Annotated in this window: 15 protein-coding genes; 8 read left to right on the top strand and 7 right to left on the bottom strand. The window is 44.5% G+C overall.

The window, feature by feature from the left end:
• Nucleotides 1-361: 361 nt before the first annotated feature.
• Nucleotides 362-1,792, bottom strand: coding sequence for a cytochrome c oxidase accessory protein CcoG (ccoG, locus tag Q1B47_RS18015; RefSeq protein ID WP_299796762.1), 1,431 nt, complete (start codon nt 1,790-1,792; stop codon nt 362-364).
• A gap of 89 nt (nt 1,793-1,881) precedes the next feature.
• On the opposite strand from ccoG, the gene Q1B47_RS18010 reads away from it, so the two are divergent.
• The 4 genes from Q1B47_RS18010 to Q1B47_RS17995 all read left to right on the top strand — a co-directional run bounded on the left by Q1B47_RS18010 (nt 1,882) and on the right by Q1B47_RS17995 (nt 5,024).
• Entirely contained in the window at nt 1,882-2,235 is a 354-nt protein-coding gene (locus tag Q1B47_RS18010; protein WP_299796759.1) for a hypothetical protein, read from the top strand.
• Between the two features lie 122 nt (nt 2,236-2,357).
• Nucleotides 2,358-3,263: a 1,4-dihydroxy-2-naphthoyl-CoA synthase gene (locus Q1B47_RS18005; RefSeq protein WP_299796756.1), complete on the top strand. Its 906-nt coding sequence runs from the start codon at nt 2,358-2,360 to the stop codon at nt 3,261-3,263.
• Between the two features lie 215 nt (nt 3,264-3,478).
• Nucleotides 3,479-3,694 (top strand): DUF2061 domain-containing protein, encoded by a 216-nt coding sequence (locus tag Q1B47_RS18000; protein ID WP_299796753.1) that lies wholly within the window; start codon nt 3,479-3,481, stop codon nt 3,692-3,694.
• Nucleotides 3,695-4,010: 316 nt separating this feature from the next.
• A complete protein-coding gene (locus Q1B47_RS17995; RefSeq protein WP_299796750.1) occupies nt 4,011-5,024 on the top strand; it encodes a helix-turn-helix domain-containing protein in 1,014 nt (337 codons plus the stop codon).
• Between the two features lie 34 nt (nt 5,025-5,058).
• On the opposite strand, the gene Q1B47_RS17990 is transcribed toward Q1B47_RS17995, so the two are convergent.
• The 5 genes from Q1B47_RS17990 to Q1B47_RS17970 form a co-directional block, all read right to left on the bottom strand.
• Nucleotides 5,059-5,730: a PAS domain-containing protein gene (locus Q1B47_RS17990; protein ID WP_299796747.1), complete on the bottom strand. Its 672-nt coding sequence runs from the start codon at nt 5,728-5,730 to the stop codon at nt 5,059-5,061.
• A 103-nt stretch (nt 5,731-5,833) separates the two neighbouring features.
• Nucleotides 5,834-7,111, bottom strand: a complete 1,278-nt coding sequence (locus Q1B47_RS17985) for an L-serine ammonia-lyase, iron-sulfur-dependent, subunit alpha (RefSeq protein ID WP_299796744.1) — start codon at nt 7,109-7,111, stop codon at nt 5,834-5,836.
• Between the two features lie 37 nt (nt 7,112-7,148).
• A complete protein-coding gene (locus tag Q1B47_RS17980) occupies nt 7,149-7,529 on the bottom strand; it encodes a Rid family detoxifying hydrolase (protein WP_299796741.1) in 381 nt (126 codons plus the stop codon).
• 442 nt (nt 7,530-7,971) lie between these two features.
• Nucleotides 7,972-9,801: a glutamine--fructose-6-phosphate transaminase (isomerizing) gene (glmS, locus tag Q1B47_RS17975; RefSeq protein ID WP_299796739.1), complete on the bottom strand. Its 1,830-nt coding sequence runs from the start codon at nt 9,799-9,801 to the stop codon at nt 7,972-7,974.
• 29 nt (nt 9,802-9,830) lie between these two features.
• Nucleotides 9,831-10,601 (bottom strand): DeoR family transcriptional regulator, encoded by a 771-nt coding sequence (locus Q1B47_RS17970; protein WP_299796737.1) that lies wholly within the window; start codon nt 10,599-10,601, stop codon nt 9,831-9,833.
• Between the two features lie 581 nt (nt 10,602-11,182).
• Between Q1B47_RS17970 and Q1B47_RS17965 the strand changes: the two genes are divergently transcribed.
• The 4 genes from Q1B47_RS17965 (at nt 11,183) to Q1B47_RS17950 (ending at nt 16,046) form a co-directional block, all read left to right on the top strand.
• A complete protein-coding gene (locus tag Q1B47_RS17965) occupies nt 11,183-12,130 on the top strand; it encodes a LysR family transcriptional regulator (protein WP_299796735.1) in 948 nt (315 codons plus the stop codon).
• A 498-nt stretch (nt 12,131-12,628) separates the two neighbouring features.
• Nucleotides 12,629-14,149: a flavocytochrome c gene (locus Q1B47_RS17960; protein WP_299796733.1), complete on the top strand. Its 1,521-nt coding sequence runs from the start codon at nt 12,629-12,631 to the stop codon at nt 14,147-14,149.
• Between the two features lie 28 nt (nt 14,150-14,177).
• Entirely contained in the window at nt 14,178-14,531 is a 354-nt protein-coding gene (locus Q1B47_RS17955; RefSeq protein WP_299796731.1) for a cytochrome c3 family protein, read from the top strand.
• Nucleotides 14,532-14,885: 354 nt separating this feature from the next.
• A complete protein-coding gene (locus tag Q1B47_RS17950; RefSeq protein WP_299796729.1) occupies nt 14,886-16,046 on the top strand; it encodes a DcaP family trimeric outer membrane transporter in 1,161 nt (386 codons plus the stop codon).
• A 284-nt stretch (nt 16,047-16,330) separates the two neighbouring features.
• Here the strand turns inward: Q1B47_RS17950 and Q1B47_RS17945 are convergent, their stop codons facing one another.
• Complete coding sequence (locus Q1B47_RS17945; protein WP_299796727.1) at nt 16,331-18,466, bottom strand: TonB-dependent receptor; 2,136 nt, start codon at nt 18,464-18,466, stop codon at nt 16,331-16,333.
• Nucleotides 18,467-18,715: the final 249 nt, after the last annotated feature.

The raw sequence follows: 18,715 nt of genomic DNA, 5'->3' as shown, positions 1-18,715 counted from the left end.
GAGCGGGCTAGGGGTGCGTATTCTACGCTTTCCTTGGTTGGCGTCAAGTGCTTTTAAAAATTTAATTTGCTTTTGTTTAAAACAAAGAAAATCAAGCTTACTTGTTGCCCTGACAGCTTTTCAGCTTTCCTTGAGAAGACTGCTTTGCCGTGTCAGTGGGAGCGCATTATAGAGAACTCTGTTCGGAGTACAAGGGGTTTTAGAAACAAAATGACATTTATAGCTTTGAGTGCGGTTTTATCGAGCTATATGGCGACTTTAAATACGAAATATGAAGCTTATACACAAAAAAGGGGCTGTAAGCCCCTTTTTATACTTTTTTCTATTCTAATTCTCTTCGTAAGAACTATTGTGGCCGTAGTTACTGGCTGAAGAAGCGTGATTCCTGTTTCGCTTCTATCACATCACCATTATCTGTAATGGCTGTAACTCTGAAATCTATCTTTGTCATGGATCGTGACAGGTTCACAGGATCAACAGCAACACTTATTGGGAGGGTCAGTACTTCCCCACCGGCAATATGAACTTCTTGTAAGCCGTACCATTGAGATTCAGGTAAACCTTCTACGGCTAGTTTATAGTCATGAGCCGACTCTGTCTTATTAAGAATCTTCAGTGTAAATGTGTTTTCAATCAAACCATCATTATTCTCTCTGAATAACTGATTTCTATCCCTGATAACATCAACCCGCAGCGGGGCTATGGTTGCACTTGCATAGACAAATATCACCATCATCACGGCCAGCACGACACCATAGCCAACCAATTTCGGCCGAAGTACTTTCTGTTTAATTCCCTCAAGCTTATTTTCTGTAGTATAAGCAATCAAGCCTTTAGCATAACCCATCCTATCCATGGTTTTATCGCAGGCATCGATACAGGCTCCACAGTTAATACACTCATATTGCAATCCATTTCGAATATCTATCCCAGTCGGGCATACCTGTACACACAGATCACAATCGATACAGTCTCCTAATCCCATCTTTTTAGGGTCAGCCTTACGTGATCTTGGTCCTCGTGTTTCTCCTCTCTTACTGTCATAGCCAACGATGAAAGTATTCTTATCGAACATGGCAGATTGGAAACGGGCATAGGGGCACATATGGAGACACATGATCTCCCTCATCCACCCTGCATTACCATAAGTAGCAAGAGTAAAGAGAACCACCCAAAAATAGATTCCCCCACTGGCACTTAAGGTAAAGACATCGATGTAAACTTCAGTAGTGGGAACGAAGTAAGAGACAAAGGTCATCGCAGTTAACAGAGATATCAATAGCCATGATAGGTGCTTTGCTGTCTTCCGCCATAACTTATTGAAGCTCCAGGGCATCTGATCCAGCTTCATCCGTTTGTTATGGGCTCCCTCAAACTTCTCTTCAAACCAGATAAAAATAAAGGTCCAAACCGTTTGTGGACAGGTGTAACCACACCAAACTCTGCCAAGATAGGTAGTTATAAAGAATAAGCCAAATGCGGCTATCATCAGGAAGGCTGCTAACAGGGTCAGATCCTGAGGCCAGATAGTTAAACCGAAAATATGGAACTTCTGTTCGCCTAAATTAAACCAAACTGCTTGTCGGTTTCCCCAGGGGATCCAAGGCAAAATAAGAAAAAAGAGCATAGCAATCCAGCCTAACCGCCTTCTGAGTTGACTCCATAAACCATCTACGGCTCGAACATAAATTCGATTACGTGGATTAAATCGATCAGCCTTATTTTCATCAGGTTGATGGATCTTGATTCGTTTAGCCTTCGAATAATCCTTTTTTTCAGACTCTGTGCTCATCTTTGTAACCTTACCGCTTTAATATTGCACGAAAATTAGCTTATTATACCTGTTATATTACATTTTATTCATCAAAGTTGGGTTAAAAAATGAGAGGCTGGATAATATTAGGGTTAGGTGCCGGTTTGCTATATTACCTGGCAACTGAAACCAATAAACTCGATGAACCTATTGCTAAATCAGATGAACTATTACAGAAAATTGAGCGTAAATTAGATTCAATGACAGGCACCAAGGTGATCAGGGTTGATAACAGAGTTTCACATCTGAAAAAAGAGATTGGCCAACGTATGTCCGAACAGGAGTTAAGAGCCCTGGACGACATTCTCGCCTCTGAATATAGCCTGCAGGAGTTTAAAGAGGAATACTGCAGCGGAAGCATAAAGAAGCATGATAGTTTCAACAAAGATAACCTCTTTTTCATTTGCGACAAGCTTAGATAGCATTACAACAACTCCAATGTCTATCGTATAGATAGTCATTTATAGAAACTGAAGATTGACCTGAGTTCGGTTTCAGCCTAGCCTTTGCTCAATCTAAATTTGGGTATAAAAGGCTAATAATCATGAGTCAGCAGGTTTCAGACATTTTTGATCCCACGCTATGGGATCAGGTTTCCGGATTTGATTTTGAAGATATCACCTATCACAGAGCTAAAGATCAAGGCACTGTACGTATCGCAATAAACCGCCCTGAGTGTAGGAACTCCTTTCGCCCTAAAACCGTTGATGAGCTATACACGGCATTGGATCATGCAAGACAATGGTCTGATGTAGGCTGCGTACTGTTAACCGGTAATGGCCCATCGGCAAAAGATGGTGGCTGGGCATTCTGTGCCGGTGGCGATCAACGTATTCGTGGTAAAGATGGCTATAAATATGAAGGAGCCGAGCAGGGAACACCCGATTTAGCCCGTATGGGGCGTCTTCACATACTCGAAGTGCAACGTTTGATTCGATTTATGCCTAAGGTGGTTATTGCCGTCGTTCCCGGCTGGGCCGTAGGTGGCGGGCACAGTCTACATGTTGTCTGTGATCTCACCCTGGCATCGAAAGAGCATGCCATCTTTAAGCAAACAGATCCGGATGTAGGTAGCTTCGATTCAGGCTATGGCAGCGCCTATCTTGCTAAGATGATTGGTCAGAAGCGTGCTAGAGAAATTTTCTTCCTTGGTTTTAATTACAGCGCCGACGAAGCATTCGATATGGGCATGGTAAACCGCTCTATCCCACATGCAGAACTTGAAACAGAAGCCCTGAACTGGGCCAGAGAGATTAACTCCAAGTCACCAACGGCTATGCGTATGCTTAAGTATGGTTTCAATTTACCCGACGATGGCCTTGTCGGACAGCAACTGTTTGCAGGTGAAGCAACACGCTTAGCCTATGGCACCGATGAAGCTAAAGAGGGAAGAGACTCCTTCCTTGAGAAGCGGGAGCAGGATTTCTCAGCCTTTCCTTGGCATTACTAACTTACTTCCCGGACAGAGATGAGCTCGAAACTTAGTCAACCCGGGCACCTGTCCCCAAAAGCCGTCAGAACTTCCTGTGCAGACATAAAAACTGACGGCTTTATAACCAAAAATAGTCTTAAATTGAATAAATCGATTAAACAAATCTAATAACCCCTCTCCAAAAACCAAGTGAGAACTATTATCATTTAGCCAAATTAATGACGGGGGTCAACATGACTAAGACTATCACTTTCGCAATATTACATTTCAGTGTCGCATTCACCGTAACTTATCTACTTACCGGCAGCGCCGTCATCGGTGGTGCTATAGCCCTTATAGAACCGGCCGTTAACACCATTGTCTTCTATTTTCATGAGAAAGTATGGCAGAGAGTGGAGAGGAGCCCCTCCCACTCAGATTCAGAGGCCTCATTAGAAGCTATCGCTTAACAAGATAAAGAAGTTAATCCATACTCCAGCCGCACTAACATTCACTAGATGTGAATGGCTTTAGTAACTAATGCAATTAACTCCCTCTGCGCCTCTGGTTTACTTTACCCTCTTGGTAAACTGTGGCTTTTATCGAAAACAGCTAAGAGATCATCGCCTCAAACTCCAGCTTAACTTATCGGCTTAACAACTCCCCTCCAACTAAAAATATTCTATAGAGACGAGACTTTGGTCAGATACCTAAGCTACACCCTGAATGATCTTTTTTGATAGAATATCCAAAGCTGCCCATATTTTTCGATGAAACAGAGAAGTTATGACCCAGAACAGTAACGAAATCCGCAGTAAACTAGCACTGCTTCAACTTGCTAAAGAGCTCAACAGCATTAGTAAAGCTTGCGATATTATGGGATATAGTCGCGACAGTTATTACCGCTTCAAAAAGCAATATGAAGAGGCTGGTGAGCGGGGATTAATTAATTTATCGAGAAAAAAGCCTGCACTAAAAAACCGGGTATCACAGGAAATTGAAGATCAGGTTATCGAGATTGCGCTCGATTATCCAAACTATGGCCAGGCAAAAGCTGCCGAGATCCTGACTGCCAGAGGTTGCGTCATCTCAGCCAGTGGAGTCAGAACAATCTGGCTAAGGCATAACTTAGAAACGAAGAAAAACCGATTACTCGCACTGAATAGCCGGTTAAGGCAACAAAATCATCTGAGCTTCAAAGCTCAACATGATATGGAGCAACTCTATAAGCTCGAACAGAATGACTCGACATTAGACTGCAAATATCCTGGTGATGTCTGCGTTCAGGACACTTTTAAGATCGCAGATCTTAACGATTTTGGCCCGGTTTTTCAGCACACATTTATCGACGCCTACAGTCAATATGCGCACGCCATTATTTCTACCAGTAATGAATCAGCCGTCGCGGCCAGCTTTTTGCTGGAAACTGTTATTCCCTGGTACAAAGAGAACAATATCGGCATTAATAGTATTCTTACGGATAGGGGAGCTGAGTTTTCAGGAAAAAACAGCACTCCTTTTCAAGAGGCAATTTCCGGACTTGAGATTAACCATATTCAGATGAGAGCCTATAACGGCCCAGTCGTAAATGGTATGGCTTCTCAATTCCAAAATCTGGCTTATAACGAATTCTATGAGCCATTTTTAAAAAAGAACAAAATCACTTCAATTGAAACCTTCAATGAAAGTTTGCATGCCTGGCTGGATAAATATAATCATCAATACGCAATTTCAGGCAGGTACACCTTAGGAAAAACAGCCACAGAAGTGTTGCAACTCAGCAAACACCTTATTAAATAGTTCAGCCATAAAATAACGAAACTGACAGAGTCGACTAGGCACTCGCCGCTGCCTGGTTGGTTTTAATCTCTCTAAGGTAACGATAGATAGTGTGTACAGATATATCGAGCCGTTTCGCTGCAACCTGAGCACTGTCTTTAAGTTCAAAAATACCTAAATCGTAGAGTTGAGTGACTATTTCCCTGCTTTTTTTCGAAGGAGGTATTGCACCGTTATGTTTCACCTCATGATTGACAGCATCTATGCTGCTATGAAGGGCTTCATCTATATTGCGGGCAAACACTTCCGGAGAGCTGGTAAACTCGGCATTCATCATGCTGTCGGGCATCATAGTTCGTAATACTGATTGTAGTGGCGCATCCATATCACTATTAATACAGAGTAAACCTATGGCTCTATTATGACTGTTACGAATGATGGTGGTCATAGAACGTAAGGTTTTGCCGGAAGCACACTTAGTCAAATAAGAGCTGGAGACATCCTGACCCGTCTTCAACTTGAGTAATGCAAGGTTAGTTATGGGTGCCCCTAACTTTCTTCCTGTAATATGACCATTGGCAATTTTTATTACCGACGGATCTCGAGCGTCCAGACTGTGCAAAACAACTTCGGTATGTTCGCCATACATAGCCGCTATGCCATCAACCACATTCTTCATAGACTTCAGAATATCGAAGTCACTTTGTGTCAGCTCTTGCAGTTTCACATCTAACCCTTACATTGTTTTTCAGCCACTTTAGCCGAAACCGTGTCCCATAAATAACGCCAATTTGTCAGCTAATTGCCGGGTTACTCATCCCGGAACAAGATCAAGCGGACATAATATTGATAATAGTGCTATCGGTAGAGGGCATACCATGACTGATCATCTGACCAATATTAATAATCGTCTGCTCTACATCTTTAGCAATAATTCCCTGCCCGGACACAGAGCGGTAGTTCATCGCCATCAAAAAAGCTCTGACGGCAGCACAAGAGGAGGTACTGACTTTCATTGCACATGAAGCCTTGGCACCATCGCATACCATTCCGGAGCTATCACTTATAACATTTTGAATTGCGTAACATGATTGCTCAAAGGAACCACCAGCCAAGTATACCATAGCCATAGAAGCCGCAGCACTTGTCACCGTATTACCACAAAAAGCCGAAAGAGGAGGGTAATAGGATTTAATGTAAATGGCTCCAAGGTGACTCAAGATTAATGCCCTTGCCAACAGCTCATCGTCACACCCGTAATGCTCAGCAGTGATCACAACCGGCAGGGTTGCTGCAATCCCCTGATTACCACTGCCAAAATTACTCATCGCCGGTAATGTCGCTCCCCCCATCCTGGCATCTGATGCTGCGGCGGTATGCATAACGATCTTATTGAGCAGGTCGTCGGCCAAAATCCCGTCAGTAATGCTTTTTTGCATCGTTCGGCCGACCTCCAGACCGTAGGACTGAGTCATACCTTCGACCGATAACCTGGAGTTAAGATCAGAAGCTTCCAGAATAAACTCGATATGCTCAAATTCAACCTGAGTAGCAAAGTCATAAATAGCAGCAACATCGATATCAACCCCTTCACATATAGAGGATGTAGCCGGGGCTGTCGACTCTTCGGCAGTATAACTAATTTCCCCATCGAGTCGTTTCTCTACTATCAGGGTATGGCCACCACAGATCTTAACCAAGGACTCCCGGCCTTCATATTTAGCTATGACACAGCAGTAGATAAACTCATCGGTAACGGTTCGTTGAACCGATACCTTTCCGTCATCGATAAGCTTCTGAGCTTGCTCAACCTGTTCAGGCAAGATTCCGGATAATACCTCAAGGCCAGCTTCTGCATCTCCGCCAACGGCTCCGGCAGCTGCCGATATGGCTAGTCCAATCTTTCCTGTCCCGGGTACAAAGACCCCCATAGAGTTTTTATACAAGTTATCAGATACGTATACCTCTAGTGAATCCGGCAAGGTACAACCCAGCTGTTTAACCGCCTCAGCGGCGCCATATGCAGCAGCAATAGGTTCTGTACAACCAAGTGCAGGCTTCACAACTTGATTAATAATCTGAATATACTGATGCCATACTTGTTTCATAGAGGAAAAACCTTATCTGATACCTTATAGTTGCTGCTTATTTTTTATGTGCAATCGCTTCGATTTCGACCTTCACACCTAAGGGCAGATCTTTTACAGCAAAACAGCTACGGGCGGGACAGTCAGTCTTAAAATACTGTTTATACACCTCATTAAATGCTGCGAAGTCATTGATATCGGCCAGGTAACAGGTCGTTTTCAACACAGTTTCTAAACTCCCGCCACCAGCAAGCAATACATGATTAAGGTTTTCCAGAGACTGCTTAGACTGCTCTGCAACGCCACCTTCAACCACGCCTCCCTTCACCTTACATACGGGTAGCTGGCCAGAGGTAAAAATAAGATCACCGTAACTAGTACCGTGAGAATATGGACCGATGGCGGCCGGAGCCTGTTCGGCATTAATCAATCTCTTCATAGAACCTCTTTATTTCAAATAAATTTTCATTTTCACCCTACAATGGATGCAATATTACTTTTACCCTCCATAAAAATGCAACTTTATTTTACTTTTAAAGAGAGAGTAAGGGAAAAGAGGTGCAAAGCTAAACCCCAGATATAGCGAAGGATAACACTCTAGCACTGCACTTTTGAGGAAGGTGAGAGATTTAATTTACAGAGATAAGATTACTCAAATATTTTTTCAAAAAAATCAATCAGGATAACCCAGAATGATTAATAATCCCGAGCAAAGATATGACTATAGGTTCAGGGGCACGAATCTACAACATGGTAGGTTGCCAGTACAATCGTCATTGCTCTTCCCCTTTATCACGTTCTACCAAGGCAATAAAAATAAAAGCTCCTGTCAGACCCAATCCGGCAGGAGCTTTATGTGGTTACAGCTTAACGGTTGAGGCTTACTCTACCGTTACAGACTTAGCCAGGTTACGTGGCTGATCCACGTCAGTACCTTTGATCAGTGCCACATGGTATGACAGTAACTGCATCGGGATGGTATAGATCAGCGCAGCCATGAACTCATCACAATGAGGCACAGGGATCACCTTCATGGTGTCATCTGACTCAAATTCGGCATCGACATCGGCGAAGACATACATCAGGCCACCGCGAGCACGTACCTCTTCTACGTTAGATTTTAGTTTCTCTAACAGCTCATTATTCGGTGCAACCACGATCACCGGCATATCGGCATCGATTAACGCTAATGGTCCATGTTTTAGCTCACCCGAAGCATAGGCTTCGGCGTGAATGTAGGAGATCTCTTTAAGCTTAAGCGCCCCCTCCATCGCGATAGGGTATTGATCGCCACGGCCCAGGAACAGAGCATGATGCTTATCGGCGAAATCTTCGGCAAGCTCGGCGATAGCGTCATCCAGCCCCAGAGCCTGCTCTACCTTGGCTGGCATAGACTGCAGGCTTTGAGTGATCTTCGCCTGCATCTCGGCAGACATACCATTATGACGGCCAATCACGCCGGTAAGCATTAACAAACCGGCGAGCTGTACGGTAAATGCCTTGGTCGAGGCAACACCTATTTCGGCGCCCGCTTTCATCATGTATGCCATATCTGATTCGCGGACCAGAGATGAACCCGGTGCATTACAGATGGTCATAGTGGCCTTGTAGCCCATCTCTTTAGCTAAGCGAAGCGCCGCTAAGGTATCGGCGGTCTCACCAGACTGAGAGATGGTCACCAACAGGCTGTTGGGGAACATGTGCGACTTGCGGTAACGGAACTCAGATGCGATCTCCACGTTACAGGAGACGCCAGCCCAATCCTCTAACCAGTAGCGCGCAGCCATGCCCGCATGATAACTGGTACCACAGGCGATGATCTGTACGTGTTTAATGTCTTTAAGAAAGTCGGCCGCGTTCTCACCGAAAGCGGTATCCAGTACGGTACCCGCGGCGATGCGTCCCTCCAGCGTATGAGAGATAGCACGGGGCTGCTCATAGATCTCTTTCAGCATGTAGTGACGGTATTCGCCCTTGTCACCCGCATCATGGGTCACTTCCGACTCTTTTATCTCACGCTCGACCGCATTACCGTCAACATCGAAGATATTAACTTCGCGGCGCATCACCTCGGCAACATCTCCCTCCTCCAGGAAGGCGAAAGAGCGGGTAACCGGCAGAAGAGCAAGCTGGTCGGAAGCGACAAAGTTCTCTCCCAAACCATAACCGATAACCAGCGGGCTACCACTGCGGGCAACGATCATACGCTCACTGTCACGGCGATCGATAACTACGGTGCCGTAGGCGCCCTCTAACTGTTTAACCGTAGCCTGAACCGCTGCAAGCAAGGTGTCGCAAGACTTAAGCTCATGATGCACTAAGTGACAGATAACTTCGGTATCTGTGTCAGATGCAAAGCTGTAACCTAAACCTTTAAGCATCTCACGCAGCTTGCTGTGATTCTCGATAATACCATTGTGTACTACCGCGATATCACCTTCAGACTGATGTGGGTGAGCGTTACGCTCACTCGGCTCACCATGAGTGGCCCAGCGGGTATGAGCAATACCAGTTCCACCAGAAACCGGCGCCTCCTCTAAAGCAGCCGAAAGCTCCTGCACCTTACCGACGCGGCGGGTGCTGCTGAGGATACCGTCTTGAATAACGGCAACACCGGCCGAATCATATCCTCTATACTCCAGACGTTTAAGACCTTCCAGCAAGATCTCTGCTACATCTCTTTGCGCTACTGCGCCAACGATTCCACACATACTGTTTACCTGATAATTTAAATAAGTGATTAAACTGCAAAGGGCGCGAGAATCACCCGCACCCCATGGTTTGAAATTGTTTCTACTGCCTCGGCAGCTAACTTTTCATCGGTCACCAATACACTGATGTTACTCCAAGCCAGCTCTAAGTTGGGAATGCGTCTACCCAGCTTTTCAGACTCAAGCATGACCACCACCTCACAGGACACCTCGGCCATCACCTGGCTCAACCCTGTAAGCTCATTGAAGGTAGTGGTGCCACGCTCAAGGTCGATACCGTCGGCTCCGATAAAGAGCTGATCGAAGTTATAGGAGCGCAATACCTGCTCGGCAATTTGCCCCTGAAATGACTCAGAGTGAGGATCCCAGGTTCCACCGGTCATCAATAATGTCGGTTCATTTTCAAGTTCGTGAACCGCATTGGCCAGCTGCAACGAGTTAGTCATCACCACCAAACCGCTTTTATCATTGAGCTCGCGGATTAAACCAGATGTGGTACTGCCGCTATCTATGATGATTCGGTTATGATCTTTAATCAGCTTAGCCGCCTCTCGGGCAATAGAGAGCTTATTGGGCGCGATCTTGGCGCTGAACTGCTGAGTGACCTCATCGGGTATCGCCACCGCACCGCCATATCGGCGTAACAGCAGTCCGGTTTTTTCCAATGCGGCCAGATCTTTGCGAATTGTGACTTCAGAAGTTTCGAAACGTAAGGACAACTCATCAACACTCACCTCACCCTGCTCGGTCAATGTGGTGATAATGCTATGACGGCGCTGTTGAGTATTTCGTTTGTTCATAAAACCTTTCATTTAAGTTTCGTTTCGAAAGGTGAATTATAATAAAACGAAACTTTATTGCCAGCCTTATAAGCTAATTTGGCTAAATTAAACTGCTCTACCACCTGGTAGATACTGGTATTGAGTTGACCATATCTAGCCATTAACCTCAGGCTTCAAGGTACGAAGATGAGCAGGATCAACAATTTCAGGAGTGTGAATAGGTTAAAGATGGTAAAGAAAGATAAGCTTGGTTTTCTGGTTATGTGCTCATGAACCTTCCTCCATCTTACAGGAGAGTTCCGCGTACAATGAGTATCCACCCAACACCTTTGTATTGCGTTTCAAAAACTTAACCTCAAACCACTTAAAGTTTTGACTCATATTCTTTATACAATAGGCTCCATTACCCACCATAAATATCCTCAATAATTACCCAAAAACAATTCAGATATTCAACTATAGGATAACTTTAATTCAGTCAGAGAAATTTAGACGCGCAACACCTTTCCAACAAACAATGTACCAATAAACAAAATATAGCTATAAACTGAAACAGTATTCCAAAGCCCCCAAACTCATTTAGCTAGTTATACGTACCTATGATTAAAAACTTAAACCGGCTCGACTTATTCACACTCAAAGTCATGATAGAACTATATGAGCAAAAAAATAGTACTGTCGTAGCCCAGCGGCTCCAAACTTCTCAACCTAAAGTCAGCCGAGCGATAAGTTGTCTGAGGGAAGTTTTTGATGACGTACTTTTTATCCGGCGACAATACGGTATGGAGCCCAATAAAATAGCAGACAAAATTTACCCCCTAGCGAAATCTATACTATCCAACTATGACACTTTGGCAGCCATAAAACCTTATGACATCCCTTTAATCCAAGAGATAAACATTGCAGTTCAGGATCATACTTCGCGATTGTTAATGGACTGTCTGCGTCAAAGTCAGGAAGAACTGCAAAAGAACCTTGTCTTTCATTTCCATGATTGGACACCAGAGGTCGAAACAAAGCTCAGTCGCGGTCAAATGGACTATTGTGTCTCTATCAACGCCAGCACCAGTGATAATGTAGATTTACACCCGATATCAGAAGCACAACATTTGTTTCTGGTCGGCAGAAAAGGACACCCAATTTTCACTCAGACATTGACTCCCAGTACAATTTTCAACTACCCAATAGCCTTGTTTAACTTTGCCGTAAGCCAAGGCAATTCGCATCTGATCGAAAGTATCGCCCAAAAGCTGAATCTGCCAATGAAAACATCCATAAAGACATCGAATATTGAGTTGTTGCTGGATATTCTGGAACAAAGCGACGATCTGAGCATCCTGGGATCGGTATTATCTCTGGAATTGATACAAACGCGAGAAGAACTGGACTATATATATATTTCTGATCTCTGGACACGCGAAATGAATCAGGCCATGCCATTTTATTACTTATTGAGCCATAAATCAGCAGACCCAGACCTCACAACCAGCCTTGTGAACAATATAAAATTAAAAATACTAGAACTACAGAATAAATATTGCATTTAGTTCAGACTTATAACACTCATGCTTACAAATATACTTCCAACCACAAACATATAAAACTCCCCCCCTATCAAACATAAAACAGCCACCCAAGCCCCCTAAAAATAATCGCTGACAAAAAACAATTATACACAACCCGAACATTTGAACGACGAGAAATGCAAAAACCGAATTACTAACAAGGTATATTCAATTGGCATATATTCATTATAAAGATAATAAATATCTAAATTTTAAAACATATAACACTCAAATTTATTATTAACAAACTATAGATAAACCTCACAGTTTTTTACTTAATTAATCTCTAGCATTGCATCCACGTTGTTAATTACAACTAAAAACCTTATTCGTTTAAGCAAGCATTATAATGCCCGCTGCTTCTACTTTACTTAGTTGGCACAGGGAAATTTTGCTTTCAATAAAAGCCAAACAAATTAGGGTAACTTTTAAGACAACGTTAAATAACCTTGCCGATTAATTAATATAGAAGAGAGTTTAATGAGTAATAAATTATTAGATCGCAGACATTTTATTAAGGGGCTTGGCGCTGCAGGTGTTGCCATGACCACTCCAGCTTTAGCCAGCTCTATTAATTCAGATGGTATCAAATGGGATGAAACTATAGAAATCGCCATTATTGGCTCTGGCTTTGCAGGCTTGGCAGCGGCGATAGAAGCCACTCGTCAAGGCTGTAAGTCTGTCACAGTCTTCGAAAAAATGCCGGTGTTTGGTGGTAACTCAACCATTAACGGCGGCCTGACAGCTATACCAGATTCCCCTCTGCAAAAAGAGATGGGCATTAAGGATTCTATTGAAGCTATGGTCGCAGACCAAATTAAGTCGGGACGTGGAGTTGCCGATGTGGAATTACTGCGTCATGTTGCGACCCATGCAAACGAGGCGCTGCAATTGACTCTGGATGCAGGAGTCGAATTCAAGCCTAAGCTTGAACATTTGGGTGGGCACTCCGTGCCGCGCAGCTACCAAACCAAAGTTAACTGTGGTGCAGGTGTTATAAGGCCTCTTACTAATGAGTGTCGCAAAATTGGAGTTAAACTGAAAAACCGCTGTAAGTTCGAAAGCTTCATAATCAATGATGAAGGCGGTATCGAAGGAGTAAAACTGAGAAAAAACCACTACTTCGCCGAAAACATAGCGGGGGATGAAGTTTTCATACGTGTCAGCCGTGGCGTGATCATGGCTTGCGGTGGCTTCGCCCAGAACATAGAACTTCGCATGGCTCAGGATCCAACCCTTACCGACGAAGTAGGTTGTACCAACCATAAGGGGGCTACTGGGGAGGGCATGCTGGAGATGTTCCGCCACGGTGCTATACCTGTACATATGGCTCACATCCAGTCTGGTCCATGGGCCTCCCCTGACGAGGGCAGCATAGGTGTCGTTCCTGTTTATGCCGTACTTAACTTCCCTACTTCAATCGCCATTGACAAGTTGACAGGTCGCCGCTTTATGAACGAGCTTGCCGATCGTAAAACCCGAGCCGATGCAGAACTGCTTCGCCGGGACAAACAGGGCAATCCATTACCAGGTATTCTGTTGACAGGCAAAGCCAACGCCAAAAAGAAAAGTAAACTGCATATGGATAAAGTATTGCAAAACAAAGTTGGCTGGGAGTTCGATACTCTGGATGCTCTTGCAGAACACTTTAATATTCCTCTACAACCACTCAAGCTGCAAGTTGAAGAGTGGAACAATTATGTCCGCAATAACAAAGACAAACAATTTGGCAAACCCATGGGATTGGTAAACGGGCAAACCATAGAAGCTCCCTACCTCGCGGTAAACCTTTGGCCTAAAGTGCACTATTGCCAAGGAGGCGTAAAGATCAACCACGATGCACAAGTGATCGACAGCCTAACCAATAAGCCCATCTCTGGTTTGTATGCAGCCGGCGAAGTTGTCGGAGGCCTGCACGGAGTGAGTCGCCTGGGGAGCACCTCATCCACCGAATGCCTGGTTATGGGAATGACCGCGGCACGTAGTGCCATGAAAGCCTGAACAGAACCACAGAAGAGAGAAAATAAAAATGAAGAAATCAAATATAATACTGACACTGATTCTTGGATTCTGTATAGCACTATCAGCCCAAGCTCGAGATAAACGTGATTTCCATGAAACGGTTTATGATTCAGGCTGTAAAACCTGTCATGATCAGGGCATAAATAAATTACCTTCTGACGATATCTGCCAACAGTGTCACGATATAGATCTTCTAGCCAAGCAAACGGCTCGTCAAGGTCATAAAGAGTGGCAAAACCCTCACAATAATATGCACTACGGCAAAAATGTTCCTTGCATGGAATGTCATGGCGAACATAAGCCGAAAGAACCTCTATGTGCACAGTGCCACAATATTAATTTCAAAAAACACAAACGATAAGGAACTCTCAAATAAGGAAAAATATTCACTGTCGTTTTATATAAAAAGTTTTTATGTAAACCGTGTGGAATAAGGGAAGGTCGCCTCACAGAGCAATTTAATGTCTATGGCGAAATAAACTATCAGACCAGCAAATATTACCTTTCACATTATGAATATGAAGGGGCGGGTAACTAATGTCAAAACCAGCCCCTTATTCCACAAATTATATTTTTATAGGGCAATTCAAAGGAAAACAGTTAACAACAACCAACTGAGCAATCAAATAAGCGAATGGACAAACAACAAGACAGATAAATCACTAATAAAAACATCTGTAGTTCTGTCACATATAAATAATCTGGAGATGAAATTTTGAAAGCATTATATAACTTGGCACTTTTTGCCACCACCTCATTACCAATGTGTTTAGCCCAAGCTTCAGTACCCATGCAATCTTTAAATGATACAAGCTTTGCATTTGGTGGCTTTACAAAAGCTAGTTTTATGGTCAGCGACTTCAGTAATGGCGCACCGAGTGATGCCAGCCCTGCACGTCAATTCTATGCCCCAGGTGCATTATATGGTGATGGTAGCCATCGTGGAAAACGTGTCACCGACTTTCAAGCCCGTGAGAGCCGTTTTAATTTTATGGCCAGTTCTAAGCTAAATGGACATAAGTTAAAGTTCTTTACGGAATTGGACTTTCTGTTACACACCGATGGAAATGAAAGAATTTCCAATAGTTACTCTCCTAGACTACGCCATGCATATATTGGGTTTGACAACTGGACATTGGGACAAACCTGGACCACGTTCGTCAACCTCCATGCTGCACCTGAGTCCCTAGATTTTACAGGTGCTCCTGAGGGCCTCGTATTTGCTCGCAATCCTCAGCTGCGTTATACCCATGGAAATTGGCAGTTTTCCTTGGAGAATCCAAACAGCAACTTCACAAATGCGGTTGATGGTACACTCATCAACAGCAACTCCGATCTAATTCCTGATTTCATCGCGCGTTACAATTTCAACAATAATGGCAGCAAGTATACTCTGGCGGCCCTGGCACGTCAGTTGAAGTACGATGAACATGGTATCGATGAAACTAAATTTGCATGGGCAGCATCGGGGTCAGGGAGCATATCTGTTGGTGCAGGGAGAGATAAATTCAAGTTTATGGTTAACTATGGCGAAGGTGCTGGTCGCTATTTGGCAATGCAGTTTGTTAATGCCGCAGTTCTGGAAAACGGTGAAGCTAGTACGATTAACACTATCTCCGGATTAGCAACTTATCAACATTGGTGGAGTGAGAAATTACGTACCAATCTAACGGTTTCGGGGTTCAAAGCTGATTATGATAACTTACCTGAGGTCCCTGTTAATGAAGTTTCATATAGTGGGAATATCAACCTGATCTACTCACCGGTCCCGCCCCTCAGTGTAGGAATTGAATATCTATTTGCTCATAATGAGAAAACAGATGGTTTCGACGGTGAACTTAACCGTTTGACGTTCTCAGTAAAATACGCCATTTGACGGAACTAAACCTGCAATTTGATGGATATAAATAAAGCTGCAACTTAAAATTCCATAGGCTCCCCTGCTCTAGTGCAGCATTCCCATAACCCCGATCATTTTATGATTGGGGCTTTTTATTATCTTGCCTTTACATACTTATTCTCAATACGTAAGCCATTGAAGGCGACACTAAGGTTATCTTTCAAATGATGTGCACAATTAAAAAGCCCCTATCCAGGATAGAGGCTTTCGCTGTTCGCTTTAAACTATTGCCGGCATTTTATTAAACCTTAACTCCTGGTTTAAAACTTGGCTTCCAGTGCTAAGCCGAAGTGACGTCCTTCACCAACCGTCACATCGGTATTGGTGCCGCCGGCCAGATAATCGACATCGAACAGGTTCTTAATGTTCAGGCGAACACTCACATCGCTGCCCATCACATCCATGCTGTAGGCGGCGCCCATATCGAAACGCACGTAGCTATCTTTCGAGATGGTGTTGTCGGTATTGGCGAAGCGTTCACCCACATAGATGGCACCGAAGTTCAGCGCGAAATCTTCGGTCATCTCATAACGGGTCCAGACATTAGCCGACCACTCGGGCGCATCGACCGGCGTCTTACCATTCAAGCTATCACTTTCAGGTCTCAGGTACTCTGCATCCAGATACATCATAGAACCTGTGAGGAACCACTTGTCACTCACCTGTCCCTGTGCCCCCATCTCGAAGCCTTTATGACGCTGCTCACCTGATTGCGTAGTAACAGTGTTATTCCCGTTTGGATCGGTGATTTCAAGTTGCTCTGTTACGGTGACATTTGAAACCGTGATATCGAAAACAGCCCCCGTTAACAGCAGGCTGCCATCGAACAGTTCCCACTTGGTGCCAATCTCATACTGCTCACCATACTCAGGATCCAGGTTCAGGCCATTGTTAACATCCTCTTCGTCATTGACGATCCCCTGAGGAGTGAAGCTCTTGGAGTAGTTAACATAGATGCTGCCGTTGGCACTTGGCGAGTAGATCACACCAAACTTTGGCGATACCGCATAGCTGTTGTTACCCGCGCCCTCTTTCTTCTGCTCATCGTAACGCACGCCAGCCAGCACCTGCCAGCTATCATTGATAGTAATCAGATCCTGAATATAGAAGCCATAGTGCTTATATTCACTCTCATACAGGGTCTCATCGCGGTTATAATCGAGGTCCGGCTTAGGTAGCGGCTGCCCTGGCATGACCAGCTGCTTCTTATCTCCCGACTCTTTCAGCTGGCCATAGTAGTAATCCAGCATGTTAGCGCCTAGGAGGAATTGATGCTCCAGCCCACCGGTCGAGAAGTTACCGACGAAATCGACATAGCCTGTCTTGTGCTGCCAATCGTCATAGCGATCGAAAGGACTGACATAGTAACCGTCTGTGAATGGGTCTTCTGAGCCACTTATCAGTGATGGTGAAGAGTCCAGACGCTGACGATTAAACTGTTGATCGTTATAACCCGCCTTCACCTTCCAGTCATCATTGATGTGGTAAACAATATCGGCCCCCATGTTGGAGATGGTATTGTCGGTAAAGGCCCATGGCTGATCCCAGATAATATCGCTGCCGCCGATAAGCTCACCGCTGCTGTCTAACCAGCCACCACGATCGATGCCCGTCTTATCCTGGGTATGGTCATACTTAAGCGACAACATAAGATCGTCTGTGATATCGAACTCAAGGTTCAGGTAGCCTAACCAGCGATCGCGTTCCTGATTAGTGCCGTCCTGATACTCTCTCCAATACTGTGTGTCCTGCTTAACCAGCACGGTGCGGTAACGGATAGTTTGAGCTTCATTCAGGCTGCCACCGGCATCCAACTGGTAACGGGTCGAGCCATGCTCATCGGTATCGAAACCCAGTTCGAACATAGTATCGTAGGTCGGTTTCTTGGTGACCATGTTGATAAGACCGCCGGGGCCTGACTGACCATAGAGCATGCTCGATGGGCCCTTTAGCACTTCAACCTGCTGCAATGTCTCGATTGGCTGCACATAGTGCGACCACTGCTGCTGACCATTGATCAGATAACCGGAACCGGATGAGAGTTCGAAACCACGGATGTTGAACACCTGACGGTTCCACTTCTCACTACCGCCGGTAACACTGGAATCATTGACCAGCACTTCCGAAAGGTTAGTTGCCAGCTGCTCATCGGTGACAAAGTCGGGAATGACGGTCACAGATTGCGGGGTATCCATAAGGCTGATATCGCCACGCATCGCACCCGATGCACTGCCGACCTTATAGTCATTGAAGTTCTGTCCGGTGACACTGATACGCTCAATGTTAGCCATACCCGGCTCACCGCTTTGCTCCCCGGCAATAGCCGGAATAGTGGCAAGTGCTGACAAAACCGCAACACTGATAGACGAAAACTTAAATGATCTCTTAAACGACATGGCCAACCTCAAAAATGGATACCAAACAAATGTTGGAACGCAATATAAATGAGAATGGTTTTTATTTAAGTTTATTTACACGTCTTTACATTAAAAAGAGGAGGGCCTCAAACTTATTGAAGTCAGCAGAAAAGACAAGCACTTCGTCATAACAAAGGCAGCATTTTGTATCGGCGTTTTTGATTAGAAGTATCACCAGCTAACACTGCTGCAAAAACAAAGAAGCGACCCGGACGGGTCGCTTCGTTC

Origin of the sequence: uncultured Shewanella sp., assembly GCF_947501225.1 — a bacterium.
GTDB lineage: Bacteria > Pseudomonadota > Gammaproteobacteria > Enterobacterales > Shewanellaceae > Shewanella.
Note: the sequence above shows the minus strand (reverse complement) of the source record. Positions and strands in the feature narration are given on the sequence as shown.

Bases quoted from the DNA above. Each gene is read 5' to 3' on its own strand.
- ccoG (WP_299796762.1), bottom strand. From the start codon at position 1,792: ATGAGCACAGAGTCTGAAAAAAAGGATTATTCGAAGGCTAAACGAATC.
- Q1B47_RS18010 (WP_299796759.1), top strand. From the start codon at position 1,882: ATGAGAGGCTGGATAATATTAGGGTTAGGTGCCGGTTTGCTATATTAC.
- Q1B47_RS18005 (WP_299796756.1), top strand. From the start codon at position 2,358: ATGAGTCAGCAGGTTTCAGACATTTTTGATCCCACGCTATGGGATCAG.
- Q1B47_RS18000 (WP_299796753.1), top strand. From the start codon at position 3,479: ATGACTAAGACTATCACTTTCGCAATATTACATTTCAGTGTCGCATTC.
- Q1B47_RS17995 (WP_299796750.1), top strand. From the start codon at position 4,011: ATGACCCAGAACAGTAACGAAATCCGCAGTAAACTAGCACTGCTTCAA.
- Q1B47_RS17985 (WP_299796744.1), bottom strand. From the start codon at position 7,111: ATGAAACAAGTATGGCATCAGTATATTCAGATTATTAATCAAGTTGTG.
- Q1B47_RS17980 (WP_299796741.1), bottom strand. From the start codon at position 7,529: ATGAAGAGATTGATTAATGCCGAACAGGCTCCGGCCGCCATCGGTCCA.
- glmS (WP_299796739.1), bottom strand. From the start codon at position 9,801: ATGTGTGGAATCGTTGGCGCAGTAGCGCAAAGAGATGTAGCAGAGATC.
- Q1B47_RS17970 (WP_299796737.1), bottom strand. From the start codon at position 10,601: ATGAACAAACGAAATACTCAACAGCGCCGTCATAGCATTATCACCACA.
- Q1B47_RS17965 (WP_299796735.1), top strand. From the start codon at position 11,183: ATGATTAAAAACTTAAACCGGCTCGACTTATTCACACTCAAAGTCATG.
- Q1B47_RS17960 (WP_299796733.1), top strand. From the start codon at position 12,629: ATGAGTAATAAATTATTAGATCGCAGACATTTTATTAAGGGGCTTGGC.
- Q1B47_RS17955 (WP_299796731.1), top strand. From the start codon at position 14,178: ATGAAGAAATCAAATATAATACTGACACTGATTCTTGGATTCTGTATA.
- Q1B47_RS17945 (WP_299796727.1), bottom strand. From the start codon at position 18,466: ATGTCGTTTAAGAGATCATTTAAGTTTTCGTCTATCAGTGTTGCGGTT.